Here is a 13,821-nt window from a genome sequence, read left to right on the forward strand (position 1 = left end):
AAAGCCTAACGGCTTTATGGTTTCCGAAAGGTTAACGCGGCCCCGACCCGCGCGCAGAAAGGCTGATCCATGAGCGACCAGATCGTCACCCGCTTCGCCCCCTCCCCGACCGGCTATCTGCATATCGGCGGCGCACGCACGGCGCTGTTTAACTGGCTCTATGCGCGCGGACGGGGCGGCAAGTTCCTGCTACGGATCGAGGATACCGACCGGGCGCGCTCGACGCCCGAGGCAACGGCGGCGATCCTGAAGGGTCTGGAATGGCTCGGCCTCGACTACGACGGCGAGCCGATGAGCCAGTTCGCCCGCGCCGACCGCCATGCCGAGGTGGCCCATGAAATGCTCGCGCGTGGCGCGGCGTATAAGTGTTTCTCGACGCAGGATGAGATCGAGGCTTTCCGCGAAGCCGCGCGTGCCGAAGGCCGCTCGACCCTCTTCCAAAGCCCCTGGCGCGACGCAGACCCCTCCACGCATCCCGACACCCCCTATGTCGTGCGCGTGAAAGCGCCCCGCGAGGGCGCGACCGTGATCCGCGATGAGGTGCAGGGCGAGGTGACCATCCGCAACGATCAGCTCGATGACATGGTTTGTTTACGCTCCGATGGTACCCCGACCTACATGCTGGCCGTTGTCGTCGATGACCATGATATGGGCGTGACCCATGTGATCCGGGGGGATGACCACCTCACCAATGCCGCGCGGCAGGTGCAGGTCTACAATGCGATGGGCTGGGACGTGCCGGTCTTCGCGCATATCCCGCTGATCCATGGCCCGGACGGCAAGAAACTGTCGAAACGCCACGGCGCGGTCGGGCTCGAGGAATATCAGGTCATGGGCTACCCGGCGGCGGGCATGCGCAACTACCTGTGCCGCCTTGGCTGGAGCCACGGCGATGACGAGTTCTTCACCGATGCGCAGGCGCTGGAATGGTTCGACCTGAAGGGAATCGGGCGCTCTCCGGCGCGGCTGGATTTCAAGAAACTCGCCAATATTTGCGGCCAGCATATCGCCGCTGCCGAGGACGCCGCGCTGCTGCCCGAAATTGAGGCGTTTTTGGAAGCTTCGGGCCGCCCTGCGCTGACGCAGAACCAGCGTGCGCTGATGGAGGCAGGGCTTTTCTGCCTCAAGGATCGCGCGAAGACATTCCCGGAACTCCTTGAAAAGGCAGAGTTCATTCTGGCCTCCCGACCGATCGACATCGAAGAGAAAGCGGCGAAGGCACTCGACCCTGTATCCCGTGGTATACTGAATGAATTGACGGCAAAGCTGCAAAGTGCTAGCTGGACGCGTGACGAACTGGAAGCGGTCGCCACAAGCGTTGCCGAAGCCCATGAGATCGGGTTCGGCAAGCTCGCAGGTCCGCTGCGTGCGGCGCTCGCTGGGCGCGCGGCGACCCCCAGTGTCTTCGATATGATGCTTGTACTGGGCCGGGAGGAATCCCTGGCCCGAATCCAAGATCAAGCGGCCTGAGGCCTGGCCGCTTTCCCCCGGGGTGAACCCGGACGGACAATCCCGGCGCGGCCCCGCCGGACCACGAGAGAGGGACTGCCATGGCTGAATCCAAAACCGCGACGCTCACCTTTGAAGGGAAGACGATCGAGCTTCCGATCCTGTCGCCGACCGTCGGGCCCGACGTTATCGATATCCGCAAGCTCTATGCGCAAGGTGACGTGTTCACCTACGATCCGGGCTTCACCTCGACGGCCGCCTGCGATTCGTCGATCACCTATATCGATGGCGACAAGGGTGAGCTGCTGTATCGCGGTTATTCGATCGACGAACTGGCCGAGAAATCGCACTATCTCGAAGTGTGCTACCTGCTGCTGAACGGGGAACTCCCGAACCGCGAGCAAATGGAAGATTTCGAGTATCGCATCACCCGTCACACGATGCTGCACGAGCAGATCCACAATTTCTTCCGTGGGTTCCGCCGCGACAGCCACCCGATGGCGACCATGGTGGGCGTGGTCGGCGCGATGTCGGCCTTCTATCACGACAGCCTCGACATCAATGATCCGTGGCAGCGCGAAGTGGCCTCGATGCGCCTGATCGCGAAACTGCCGACGATCGCCGCGATGGCCTATAAATATTCGATCGGTCAGCCCTTCGTTTATCCGCGCAACGATCTCGATTACGCGTCGAACTTCCTGCACATGTGCTTCTCGGTGCCGGCAGAGCCCTACAAGGTCGAGCCCGCACTGGCCAAAGCCATGGACCGCATCTTCACGCTGCATGCCGATCACGAGCAGAACGCCTCGACCTCGACCGTGCGTCTGGCCGGTTCGTCGGGCGCGAACCCGTTTGCCTGTATCGCAGCCGGTATCGCCTGCCTCTGGGGCCCGGCACACGGTGGTGCGAACCAAGCTTGCCTCGAGATGCTACGTGAAATCGGTTCGGTGGATCGTATTCCGGAATTCGTGGCACGCGCCAAGGACAAGAACGATCCGTTCCGCCTGATGGGCTTTGGCCACCGCGTCTACAAGAACTTCGACCCGCGCGCGAAGGTCATGAAGGAGTCGGCAGACGAAGTGCTCGACCTGCTCGGCATCCACGACAACGAGACGCTTCAGGTCGCCAAGGAACTCGAGAAGATCGCGCTCGAAGATCCCTATTTCGTCGAGAAGAAACTCTACCCGAACGTGGACTTCTACTCGGGCATCATCCTCGAGGCGATGGGCTTCCCGACCTCGATGTTCACGCCCATCTTCGCGCTGTCGCGCACCGTGGGCTGGATCTCGCAGTGGAAAGAAATGATCGGCGACCCGCAAGGCAAGATCGGCCGCCCGCGTCAGCTCTACACCGGCTCGCCGCTGCGCTCCTATGTGGATGTGGACGACCGCGCATAAGTGCTGCGCAACGCTTGCGAAAGGCCGGGAGAAATCCCGGCCTTTTTTCATGCGTGTTCGGGAACAGGGGCGCTGGCCCTCCTGGCCTTGCGGCCAATTCGCCCCGGAGTATCTTGGGTTTGATGAAACACAGCTTGCCGCTTCGATATCGCCCCCATCATTTCCTTTGCTCGCTTGGCTTCGAGGGCAAGGGATATTCCACCGAGTTCACCGCGAACATGGCTGGGATCGTGGAGGGGCGTTTGCGGGCGCCCAACGGCCCGGACACGCTGATCGGCGTTACCTTTCAAGCCGATAGCATCTGCGCCCCCTGCCCGTCTCGGCGCGGGACGGGTTGTGAGAGTGCCGACAAGATCGCCGCGCTCGATCACGCCCATGCAGAGGCTTTGGGTCTGGCGGAGGGGGATGTCCTGCAATGGGGGGAGGCACTGGAGCGGATGCGGGCCTTGCCCACGGGCATCCTGAGCGAGATTTGCGCGCCCTGTCAGTGGCTCGCGCTTGGCATGTGCGAAGCCGCCCTGGCACGTTTGCAATCGGACGCTCCAAATGAAAACGCCGCCCCGAAGGACGGCGTTTGAAGTCGAGATCAGGTTCTCTTAGCGCTTGGCGAATGCTGCCCAGCCGCCCGACACGATCAGCGCGGCGAGGATCGCCTTGACCGCATCACCGATCAGGAAGGGCGCCATCCAGCCGGAGACCAGCTCGGGCATGGATTTGCCCATCACGGCGGCCGGATAGGCGAGACCCGGGATGTAGAGCACGACCGAAGCGATCAGCGCCACTACGGCGAGGCCGAGGAAGGATTTGATCCCGCGATCAGCGGCGTAGCCCGCGATGCCCGCCATGATGACGAAGCCAAACAGGAAACCCGCGGTCGGCCCGAAGAACGACGCGGTGGACCCGCCATTGGCCAGAACCGGCAGGCCCGCAAACGCTTCGCCGAGCCATGCGAGAACGGTCAGAACACCCATACGCAGGCCGAAGGTCATGCCGATAGCGAGCACCGCCAGCGTTTGCAGCGTCATCGGCACCGGGAACATCGGAACCGAGATTTGCGATGCCGCCGCCAGAAGAGCAGTACCGCCAAGCACCATCGCGGCGCGGGTTGCGAAGGAGGTGGAGGGCACGAGGGCCTTCGAAAGAGTCATGTGTCAGACCTGTAGTTTGGTGAATCCCTTGGCGCCATTTGCGCCGCCTGAGCGCACTATGTCAACGATGCGTGACGCTGTCACCCGCAATGTTGCAAAGTAACGCAGGGTTCCGATGGGGCAGTTTGCAAAGTTTTTTGGTCCGGATCGTCGCACGTCCCGGGTTTCACTTGCGCGATGCGGTCGGCTCTGCCAAAGACCCGCCATCAGCAACACAAGCCCGAGCACCGAGCCCATGCAGAAGAACCTCGCCCTGATCACCGGCGCCTCGCGCGGCCTTGGTGCCGCTTTGGCCGAAGAACTGGCCGCCGCTGGCTGGCATGTGATGGCCGTGGCGCGTACGCAAGGCGCGCTGGAGGAGCTGGACGACCGTATTCAGGCCGCCGGCGGCAGCGCGACGCTTGCACCGCTCGACGTGACCGATCCCGACCAGATGAAGCATCTGGCCGAGTCCGTGGCCGGGCGTTGGGGGGGCGTTCAGCTCTGGGCGCATGCCGCGATCCATGCCGCGCCGCTGGCGCCCGCCGGGCATATCGACGCGAAGGACATGCAGAAATCCGTGGCCACGAACATTACCGCAACGGCCACACTGATCCCGCTGATGGAGCCGCTGTTGCGTGCGGGCAATGGCCGCGCACTGTTCTTTGGCGACGACCACGCGGGCGAGAAATTCTTCGGCTGCTACGGCGCGACCAAGGCCGCCCAGATGGCTCTGGCGCAAAGCTGGCAGGCTGAGACCGCCAAGATCGGACCCGAAGTGCTGATCGCGACGCCCGCGCCGATGCCGACCGCGACGCGGGCCCGGTTCTTCCCCGGCGAGGATCGCGCGCCGCTCAGCCCGATCAAGACCGAAGCGGCCCGGATCGTCGCCACGCTCTGAGTCCCGACTGTGACGCGGGGGACTCGGCCGGGGTGCGAAACGCCGCGCCGGGCCAGCGCATGCTTTACGGCCCTGCCCCCGCGCGCTAAGCAGGGGCAAGAGCGGCTGCAAGGGGGCGACATGCGCATTCTCATCACCAATGACGATGGCATCAACGCTCCGGGGCTTCAGGTTCTGCACGAAATCGCGACCGATCTGGCCGGCCCCGAGGGCGAGGTCTGGACCGTGGCCCCGGCCTTCGAGCAATCGGGCGTCGGCCATTGCATCAGCTACACCCATCCGATGATGATCATGAAGCTCGACGAGCGCCGCTATGCCGCCGAGGGCAGTCCGGCGGATTGCGTGCTGGCCGGGCTTTATGACGTGCTCGAGGGGGGGCGCCCCGATCTGGTGCTTTCGGGTGTGAACCGTGGCAACAATTCCGCCGAGAACGCGCTTTATTCCGGCACGCTCGGCGGCGCGATGGAGGCCGCATTGCAGGGCATCCCGGCGATTGCGCTGTCGCAATTCCTTGGCCCGGATGTCATGCAGGCCCCCGACATGTTTGAGGCCGCCCGCGTCCATGGCCCCGCCCTGATCCGCAAGATATGGGAAAAGGGGATCTGGGACGACGGACATTACCGCGTCTTTTACAACGTGAACTTCCCGCCGGTTCTGGCCGCCGGGGTCAAGGGGCACAAGGTTGCCGCGCAGGGCTACCGCACCGACAGCTTCTTCGGCGTCGAGCCGCACCATTCGCCCACCGGCAAACGGTTCCTCTGGATCAAGGGCGGCCCGCAGCACACCGCCACCGCGCCCGGGACGGATGCGGCGGTGAATCTCGACGGTTATATCTCGGTGACGCCGATGCGGGCAGATCTGACCGCGCATGATGTGCTCAGCGATCTCGAGGCCCGGCTGGCATGAGCGACACGCCCGAGGAGATGCCCGCACCGCTCTCGGCCGAGGAACTCGCCGAGCGCAAGATGCGCTTCCTCTTCACGTTGCGCTCCAAGGGGATCACGGATGCCCGCACGCTCGGCGCGATGGAGCGGATCGACCGCGGGCTGTTCGTGCGTGGACTGTTCGCGGATCGCGCCTATGAGGACATGCCCCTGCCTATCGCTTGCGGGCAGACCATCTCGCAACCCTCGGTCGTGGGGCTGATGACGCAGGCGCTTGAGGTCGGCCCGCGCGACACCGTGCTCGAGATCGGCACCGGGTCGGGCTATCAGGCTGCGATCCTCGCTTGCCTCGCACGGCGGGTCTATACGGTGGACCGCCACCGCCGCCTTGCCCGCGAGGCCGAGGCCCTGTTCGCGCGGCTGCATCTCAACAATATCATCACGCTTTCCGGCGATGGCTCTCACGGGCTTCCCGATCAGGCGCCCTTCGATAGAATAATCGTGACCGCCGCCGCCGAAGACCCGCCTGGCCCGCTGTTGTCGCAGCTCAAGATCGGCGGTATCATGATTGTGCCCGTTGGCCAGTCGGATACCGTGCAAAGCCTGATCCGTGTGCGGCGTCTGGAGCAGGGCTTCGACTATGAGGAACTGCGCGCCGTGCGCTTCGTGCCGCTGGTCGAAGGAATGGCCAGCGATTGATTTCAAAGGGGCCGGCAACAGGCCCCATTCTATAACGTGACGAGGACAGAGCTGATGACCAAGCCCCTTCCCTCCCGCCTGCGTCTGGCCGTTCTGGCCGGAGGCGCGATCATGGCCCTTGCCGCCTGTGAGCCCGATGGCACCTTTGACCCGGACCTGCGCAATTTCGGGCGCATCGGGTTCGACACGACGGCCGCGGCGCGCACCGCGACCGCGAACCGCCCCGCGCCCGATGCGCGCGGGATCATTTCCTATCCGAACTATCAGGTTGCCGTCGCCCGCAAGGGCGACCGGGTCGCCGATGTCGCCAACCGGATCGGCGTCGATGCCGGGGCACTCGCGCGCTATAACGCGGTCTCGCCCGATGCGGTGCTGAACAAGGGGGAGGTTCTGGCCCTGCCGAACCGGGTCGCAGAGCCAACCGGCGCCGCCACCAATCCCGGCGCGATCCAGAGCGACAAGATCGACATCACCTCGCTCGCCTCCTCTGCGATTGACCGGGCCGAAGCCACGCAACCCGCGACACCTATCAGCGCGCCGAAACCGACAGGGCCAGAGCCGACCCGCCACAAGGTCGCACGGGGCGAGACCGCCTATTCAATCGCACGCTATTATGATGTGAGTGTACGCTCGCTGGCAGATTGGAACGGCCTGCCCGCCGATCTCGCCGTGCGCGAGGGGCAGTATCTTCTGATCCCGGTCGCCGCCGCCAAGGCGCCCGCCCGCGCATCCGACCCCGTCACGGAACCCGGTCAGGGATCGCAGACGCCAACCCCGCCCTCGGCCGCCAAGCCGCTCCCGGCGGAAACGCCCCCCAAGGCCAGCGCGCCGGTCGATACCTCTGCCGCGCCCGATCTCGGAAGCAGCCGGACCGCGGCCTCGGGCAACTCGAAATTCGCCATGCCCGTGACCGGCGCAATCATCCGGCCCTACAAGAAGGGCAAGAATGACGGGGTCGATATCGCCGCCGCCCCCGGCACAGCAGTCAAAGCCGCCGAAGCCGGGACCGTCGCCGCGATCACCAAGAATACCGAACAGGTGCCGATCGTCGTGCTGCGCCACGACGGCGGGCTACTGACCGTTTACGCCAATCTCGACGGCGTCACCGTCACCAAAGGCGCGAGCGTGAAGCGCGGTCAGACCATCGCCAAGGTCCGCGCGGGCGAGCCGTCCTTCCTGCATTTCGAGGTGCGGCAGGGCTTTGAGAGCGTCGATCCGATGCCCTACCTCCAGTAAGCGAGGCCAGGTCGCGAAATAAAAGAGGGGGCCACGCGGCCCCCTTTCTCATTGCACCTCTGGCACAGCTTACAGCGCGATCCCGCGCCGCCCCGCCAGATCGGTAAAATATTGCCACGCCACGCGCCCCGAGCGCGCGCCCCGCGTCGCCTGCCATTCAATGGCCTCGGCGCGCAGTTCCTCGGACGAAATCTCGACCCCATAGGCCGCGCAATAGCCCGCGATCATTGCGAGATACTCGTCCTGCCCGCAGGGGTGGAAACCCAGCCACAGACCGAAGCGATCCGACAAAGAGACCTTCTCTTCGACCGCCTCGGAGGGGTTGATCGCGGTGGAACGCTCATTCTCGATCATGTCGCGCGGCATCAGGTGACGCCGGTTCGAGGTCGCGTAGAAGATCACATTCGCCGGGCGCCCCTCGATCCCGCCATCGAGCACCGCCTTGAGCGATTTGTAATTCTGATCGTCGTGGCTAAAGCTGAGATCGTCGCAATAAAGCACAAAGCGCGTCTCCCGCGCGGCGCGCAGATGGGCAAGCAGACGCCCGACCGAGGGCAGGTCCTCACGCGCCAGTTCCACAAGCTTCAGCGCATGGCCCTGCGCCAGAACCTCGGCATGAACCGCCTTTACCAGCGAGGATTTCCCCATGCCGCGCGCGCCCCAGAGAAGCGCGTTATTCGCCGCCGCTCCGCGCGCGAATTGCAACGTGTTGGCCAGAAGCGTATCGCGCGCCCGGTCGATCCCGCGCAGAAGGCTCAGATCGACGCGGTTCACGCTCGCAACCGGGCTCAGCCGGTCGGGCGCCGTATGCCAGAGGAACGCATCCGCCTGATCGAAATGCGGCGCGGGCAGCGGCGCGGGCGCGAGCCGTTCCAACGCCTCCGCGATCCGGGTCAGCGCCTCATCGCTCATGCCTTGCCCCCGGCCTCACCCTCATCTTCGTCGAACTCGGCTTCGAGATCTTCGTCCTCGAACCAGGTCCCCTCGGCGATCATCCGTTTCTTGCGGGCGGCTTCAATGCGCGCGACAAGCTGGATCGAGACCTCGTAGAGCCCGTAAACGACGGTGAAGAGGATCACCTGACTGATGACATCGGGGGGCGTGGCAACCGCCGCGACCACAAGGATCGCCACCACCGCGTATTTGCGCATGCCCGCCAGACCCTTGGCCGAGACCAGCCCCGCCTTGCCCATCAGAGACAGCAAAACCGGAAGCTGGAAACAGATGCCAAAGGCCATCACGAACTTGATCGTCAGCGAGAGATATTCCTGCACGGAGCCTTGAAAGCCGATCGCCGCCATCTCATTGGCCGCATCCGCCGCATCGAGCCCGCCTTGCTGGAAGCCCAGGAAGAAGGTGAAGGCGAGCGGCAGGATGACGTAATAGGCGAAGGCCGCGCCGAGGAAGAACATCACCGGCGAGGCGATCAGGAAGGGCAGGAACGCGTTCTTCTCGGATTTATAAAGACCCGGCGCCACAAAGCGCCACATCTGATAGGCGATCACCGGGAAGGCGAGCGCGAAGCCCCCGAGGAAAGAAATGTTGATCGCAACGAAGAAGCCTTCTTGCAGCTTGATCAGGTAAAGCCCGCATTGCTGCCCGCGATCGGCCAGAGCCTCACAGATCGGGCCTGTGAGGAAGTTGAAGATCGGGTTCCAGACCGCATAGCAGATCACCATCGCGGTGATGAAAGCCGCCAGCGAATAGAGGATACGCGTGCGCAGTTCCGCCAGATGCTCGATCAGCGGGGCGGAGCTGTCTTCGATCTGATCCGGGGCGCTCATGCGTCACCTTTCTTGGCGGGGGCTTTCTTCGCCTTGGCGGCGGGTTTGGCCGGAGTCTTGGCGGCTTTCGCGGCCTTGGCAGCAGGGGGCGTCGCTGCTTTGGGCTTGGCGGCTTTCGGCTTGGCAGCGGGTTTCGGCGTTGCCGCCGGGGCCGCAGGCTTGGTCGTCGTCTTGGGTTTGGACAGCGCCGGATCACGCGGCGGATCGGGCAGATCCTCGGGATGCGGCACATCCGGGTCCGGCTGCGCGCCAGTCTTGGTCGTCGGGCGCTTGGGCTCCCATTTCTCGAACTTTTCGGTGGCTTTTTCCAGCGCATCGAGGCCAAGCGATTTCTTCGAAGCAAGCCCCTTGAGGTCTTTCAGATCGCCCGCCGCTTCCTTGAGTCCGCTTTCATCGGCGGCCTCTTCCATCGCGCGCGAGAACTCGCGGGCCATCGAGCGCGCCTTGGCCGTCAGCCGGCCCAGCGTGCGGAACATGCCCGGCAGATCCTTGGGCCCCACGACGATCAACGCCACGACGCCAATCAGCAGCAATTCGCTCCAACCGATATCAAACATGCGACCTCAGGCCCCCAGCCCGTAGCGCGGCGCGAACTGGCGCCGCAACCGTAGGACACGCCGGTTGGCGCGCCCCCAAAACGGATCAGACCTTGTCCTTGTCGCTCTCGGGCGTCACGTCGCGCGCGGCGTCGGCGCTGGCGTCCTCGATCTCTTGCGTGCCGTCTTTGACGCCTTTCTTGAAGGCGGTGATACCCTTGCCGACCTCGCCCATGAGCGAGGAAATCTTGCCGCGGCCGAACAGCACCAGCACCACGACGGCGATCAGCAGGAGGCCGGGAAGGCCGATATTGTTAAGCATTGTCTTCTCCTTCGCGCAGGGCCCGCCCCCGCGCCTTGTCTGTCGGCTTTCCATTTAAGTTCTTCCGCTGCGCGATCCTAGCGCAAACTGGCGCGCGGGTCGCGCGGCGCCCCAGATTACTGACAGTTAATTGTCAGTTGCTCCGTACTTCGCTACACTCACTCCGACCCCGGAGGCCCCATGACACGCGATGAACGCCTGCAACAGATCATTGCCATCCTGCGCGATGGCAAGATGCACCGCGCGCGCGATCTTTCGGCGCGGCTGGGCGTATCCGAGCGCACGATCTGGCGCGACATGGCGGAAATCTCAGCCTATGGCGTTCCGGTCGAGGGCGAGCGGGGCGTCGGCTATATCCTGCGCCGCGCGATGGGTCTCCCGCCGATGGTGCTCACCACAGAAGAACTGGCCGCGCTCGACCATCTCCTGACGCTGGCCGAGGGCAATACCGATCCGCGCATCGCCGCAGGCGCGGCAAGCCTTGCAACCAAGATCCGCCTCGCCCTGCCCCGCGCACCGGACGCGACGTAGGGAGTGGCCTTGGCCCGCGCGGCACGTTACGCTGCCCACGCCGAGGAGACCCAATGCCCGCCGCCGAATACCTGACAGCCTTCGTGACATTGTTCGTCGTGGTCGATCCGATCGGCCTCGCACCGCTTTTCGTTGCGCTCACCAGTGGCATGTCGAACCGCGAGCGGCGGCGGATGGGTCTGCGCGCCGTCACCATCGGGGCGATTCTGCTGACGCTTTTCGGATTGCTCGGCGACAAGGTGCTGGGCTTCATCGGCATCTCGATGCCCGCCTTCCGTATCGCCGGCGGCCTGTTGCTGTTCCTCACCGCGCTGGAAATGCTGTTCGAACGCCGCACCCAACGCCGCGAGGGCCATGAGCCGGAGCCAAGCCACGATCCGTCGGTCTTTCCCCTCGCCACACCGCTCATCGCGGGGCCGGGGGCGATGGCGGCGATGATCCTGCTGGCGGGCGCACCGGGGGCGGATGCGATGCATATCGCGCTGATCCACGGGGTGATGCTCGCGGTGCTGGCCTGTGTGCTGGGGATGTTCATGCTTGCGGGCCCGATCGAACGGGCGCTCGGGCGCACCGGCACAATGGTCGTCACGCGGCTTCTGGGGATGCTCCTCGCGGCACTTGCGGTGCAGTTCATCCTCGATGGGTTGCGCGGCGCGGGCGTTTTTGGCGGCTGACCCCTGACATTGCGCGCCGGCACGCCTACATAAGCGGCATGGACACCTTTGACAGCGCCCACCTGATTTACCTGTTGCTCCTGCTGCTTGCCATCGGCGGGTCAGTGATCTTGCAACTGCGCCACCGGCCGGGGCAGATCGTGCAGCAAGGCCTGATCTGGGGGCTGATCTTTGTCGGTGTCGCTGCGGCCGCTGGCTTCTGGCAAGATTTCCAGCGCAGCGCCCTGCCCCGTCAGACGGTGCTTGAGGACAACCGGATCGAGACCCCGCTCGCCCCCGATGGGCACTATTATCTCACCGCAGAGGTCAACGGCACGCCCGTGCGCTTCGTCGTGGATACCGGCGCGACCGATGTCGTGCTCACCCAACGCGACGCCGAGCGTGCGGGCATTAACACCGACGAGTTGGCCTATATCAGCATGGCACGCACCGCGAACGGTACGGTCGCCACCGCGCCTGTGCGGCTGGAAAGCCTGACCCTCGGCCCGATCCATGACAGCAATCTGCGCGCCGTCGTCAATCGGGGCGAGATGGACACTTCGCTGATGGGGATGGCCTATCTCACCCGTTTCGCGCGGGTCTCTTTTACTCAGGATCGGCTTACGCTCGAACGCTGAGAACGGCTCCCTGCGGGTGCGCACCCCGCAAAGATGCCCCGCCCTCGCCTTTTTTGTGCCCCAATTAGCCGGTTTTCTCCGACCAGTTCAGTCGAGGAGATCCGAACCAATGCTTGGCTTTGATACGCTTGCAGTCTCGATCATCGTCGTTGCCCTTTTGCGTGAAGCGGTGCTGCGCGCGATGGTTATCCACAAGGCCTCGACTGCCCTTCACGAAGGCTGACCCCCATCACGCCTTCCCACGGATCAGCACGGCAAGATCCGCGACATTGGTGCCTGTTTCCCCCACGGTCACCAAAGCCAACCCCGCAGCCAATGCGGGGTTGCTGTCATTTTGGGCCAAGGCTTCCTCGGGGCTGATCCCCGCCGCCCGCATCCGCGCGAGCGTGCCCGGCCCAACCAGCCCCCCGGCCGCATCCGTGGGTCCGTCGCGGCCATCGGTCCCCGCACAAAGGCAAACCCAATCACCGACCAGACCGCGGGTCTCCATCTCCAGCGCCACGCGGAGGGCGAGTTCCTGATTGCGCCCGCCGCGCCCCGAACCACTCAGATGCACCACCGTCTCGCCGCCATAGACCAAGGGCTGACCGGGCGGCGCGGCAGATAACGCATCCGCGAGACGCGGCGCCATCGCACGCACATCGCCCTCCAGCGCGAAGCCGCCCCGCCGGGCCCCGGCCTCTTCCATAGCCGCAAGACTAAGCGCGTTCGACCCGACCAGCCGGTTGCGAGCCTCGCCGGGTGCCTGCGGCCCCTCCGCAAAGGCCAGTGCCGCTTGGACCGATCCGGGCAGATGCTCCCAGATCCCAAGCCCGCGCGCCAGTTGCGCGGCCTCGGCCCGCGAGCCGATCGGCGCAACCGTCGGCCCGGAGGCAATCACGCGCAGATCATCGCCCGGCACATCCGAGAGCATCAGCCCGGTCACCGGCGCTTCCGAAAGCCTCAGCCAACCGCCGCCCTTGAGCGTGGAAAGCTGCTGCCTGATCAGGTTCATCTGCGTGATATCCGCCCCTGCACCAAGCAAAAGGCGGTTGACTTCGGCTTTGTCCTCCAGCGTCACACCCGGCACAGGGGCGACCGCAAGGGCAGACCCCCCGCCGGAAATCAACGCGAGGCAACGATCCTCGGTCCGCAACGCTTTGAGGCAGGCGGCGATCGCCGCGCCCGCGCGTAAACTCCCCGTTCCGGGCACAGGGTGCTCACCGATCCGCAGATCACAATCCTTGGCCCATGCGCCGCCCGCCCCCGCAACCCCGCTCGTCGTGACGATGAGCGCCTGTGTCCCGCGCGGAAGCCCGGCAAGCGCCGCCTCTGTCATGGCCTGCGCCGCCTTCCCCAAGGCAATCACCTGCCAACGCCCACCCGAACCGGGGGACTCCGCGCGCACCCACCCCATGGCCCGCGCCACGCAATCGGCCGGATCAGCCGCCGCGACCCCGATCCTGAAAAGCTCAAGCGCAGTTGCGTTCAGATCGTCCATCCCACCCCCTGTCAGTCTGCCCCAAATATCCTCGGGGGGAGGCCGTCCTGCAAGGGCGGCCAGGGGCAGACAGCTCCCCGGCCCGCGATCCCGCAAACAAAAACGCGTCCGCGGGGAGCGCGGACGCGTCGGATCGGCGAGCGGAAGGACCCCGCCAATCTGCTCGGGGGCGGTGGGACCCGCC

At 65.0% G+C, this 13,821-nt stretch carries 16 protein-coding genes; 10 read left to right on the forward strand and 6 right to left on the reverse strand.

The window, feature by feature from the left end; translation table 11 throughout:
* Positions 1-69: 69 nt before the first annotated feature.
* The 3 genes from gltX to P0X85_RS02555 all read left to right on the forward strand — a co-directional run bounded on the left by gltX (position 70) and on the right by P0X85_RS02555 (position 3,424).
* Entirely contained in the window at positions 70-1,470 is a 1,401-nt protein-coding gene (gltX, locus tag P0X85_RS02545) for a glutamate--tRNA ligase (protein ID WP_275807959.1), read from the forward strand.
* 80 nt (positions 1,471-1,550) lie between these two features.
* Positions 1,551-2,846: a citrate synthase gene (gene gltA, locus P0X85_RS02550; protein ID WP_275807962.1), complete on the forward strand. Its 1,296-nt coding sequence runs from the start codon at positions 1,551-1,553 to the stop codon at positions 2,844-2,846.
* A gap of 122 nt (positions 2,847-2,968) precedes the next feature.
* Positions 2,969-3,424, forward strand: coding sequence for a DUF1284 domain-containing protein (locus tag P0X85_RS02555; RefSeq protein WP_275807965.1), 456 nt, complete (start codon positions 2,969-2,971; stop codon positions 3,422-3,424).
* A gap of 18 nt (positions 3,425-3,442) precedes the next feature.
* Here the strand turns inward: P0X85_RS02555 and P0X85_RS02560 are convergent, their stop codons facing one another.
* Complete coding sequence (locus P0X85_RS02560; protein WP_275807968.1) at positions 3,443-3,994, reverse strand: biotin transporter BioY; 552 nt, start codon at positions 3,992-3,994, stop codon at positions 3,443-3,445.
* A gap of 235 nt (positions 3,995-4,229) precedes the next feature.
* Between P0X85_RS02560 and P0X85_RS02565 the strand changes: the two genes are divergently transcribed.
* The 4 genes from P0X85_RS02565 (at position 4,230) to P0X85_RS02580 (ending at position 7,693) form a co-directional block, all read left to right on the forward strand.
* Entirely contained in the window at positions 4,230-4,874 is a 645-nt protein-coding gene (locus P0X85_RS02565; protein ID WP_275807971.1) for an SDR family NAD(P)-dependent oxidoreductase, read from the forward strand.
* 120 nt (positions 4,875-4,994) lie between these two features.
* Positions 4,995-5,780, forward strand: a complete 786-nt coding sequence (gene surE, locus P0X85_RS02570) for a 5'/3'-nucleotidase SurE (RefSeq protein WP_275807974.1) — start codon at positions 4,995-4,997, stop codon at positions 5,778-5,780.
* A 17-nt stretch (positions 5,781-5,797) separates the two neighbouring features.
* The gene (locus P0X85_RS02575; protein WP_275808791.1) at positions 5,798-6,457 is read left to right on the forward strand and encodes a protein-L-isoaspartate(D-aspartate) O-methyltransferase; all 660 of its coding nucleotides are present in this window, start codon (positions 5,798-5,800) and stop codon (positions 6,455-6,457) included.
* A gap of 54 nt (positions 6,458-6,511) precedes the next feature.
* Entirely contained in the window at positions 6,512-7,693 is a 1,182-nt protein-coding gene (locus P0X85_RS02580; RefSeq protein ID WP_275807977.1) for a peptidoglycan DD-metalloendopeptidase family protein, read from the forward strand.
* A gap of 69 nt (positions 7,694-7,762) precedes the next feature.
* On the opposite strand, the gene P0X85_RS02585 is transcribed toward P0X85_RS02580, so the two are convergent.
* The 4 genes from P0X85_RS02585 to tatA all read right to left on the reverse strand — a co-directional run bounded on the left by P0X85_RS02585 (position 7,763) and on the right by tatA (position 10,335).
* Positions 7,763-8,605, reverse strand: coding sequence for an ATP-binding protein (locus P0X85_RS02585; protein WP_275807984.1), 843 nt, complete (start codon positions 8,603-8,605; stop codon positions 7,763-7,765).
* Entirely contained in the window at positions 8,602-9,477 is an 876-nt protein-coding gene (tatC, locus tag P0X85_RS02590; protein ID WP_275807987.1) for a twin-arginine translocase subunit TatC, read from the reverse strand. Before tatC ends, P0X85_RS02585 begins: the two co-directional genes overlap by 4 nt.
* Entirely contained in the window at positions 9,474-10,034 is a 561-nt protein-coding gene (gene tatB, locus P0X85_RS02595; RefSeq protein ID WP_275807990.1) for a Sec-independent protein translocase protein TatB, read from the reverse strand. The genes tatC and tatB overlap by 4 nt, the downstream gene beginning before the upstream one ends.
* 85 nt (positions 10,035-10,119) lie before the next feature.
* A complete protein-coding gene (gene tatA / locus P0X85_RS02600; protein WP_275807993.1) occupies positions 10,120-10,335 on the reverse strand; it encodes a twin-arginine translocase TatA/TatE family subunit in 216 nt (71 codons plus the stop codon).
* Positions 10,336-10,515: 180 nt separating this feature from the next.
* On the opposite strand from tatA, the gene P0X85_RS02605 reads away from it, so the two are divergent.
* Genes P0X85_RS02605 through P0X85_RS02615 form a run of 3 tightly spaced genes read left to right on the forward strand, consistent with a single transcriptional unit; the run spans position 10,516 to position 12,157 of the window.
* Entirely contained in the window at positions 10,516-10,866 is a 351-nt protein-coding gene (locus P0X85_RS02605; protein ID WP_275807996.1) for a helix-turn-helix transcriptional regulator, read from the forward strand.
* A gap of 53 nt (positions 10,867-10,919) precedes the next feature.
* Positions 10,920-11,540, forward strand: a complete 621-nt coding sequence (locus P0X85_RS02610) for a MarC family protein (RefSeq protein ID WP_275807999.1) — start codon at positions 10,920-10,922, stop codon at positions 11,538-11,540.
* Between the two features lie 38 nt (positions 11,541-11,578).
* Positions 11,579-12,157 (forward strand): retropepsin-like aspartic protease family protein, encoded by a 579-nt coding sequence (locus P0X85_RS02615; RefSeq protein WP_275808003.1) that lies wholly within the window; start codon positions 11,579-11,581, stop codon positions 12,155-12,157.
* Between the two features lie 229 nt (positions 12,158-12,386).
* Here P0X85_RS02615 and P0X85_RS02620 read toward each other — a convergent pair whose 3' ends face one another.
* On the reverse strand, positions 12,387-13,637 hold the full coding sequence (locus P0X85_RS02620) for a glycerate kinase type-2 family protein (protein WP_275808006.1): 1,251 nt from the start codon (positions 13,635-13,637) through the stop codon (positions 12,387-12,389).
* Positions 13,638-13,821: the final 184 nt, after the last annotated feature.

The organism is Pseudothioclava nitratireducens (genome assembly GCF_029210495.1).
GTDB classification, from domain to species: Bacteria; Pseudomonadota; Alphaproteobacteria; order Rhodobacterales; family Rhodobacteraceae; genus Pseudothioclava; species Pseudothioclava nitratireducens.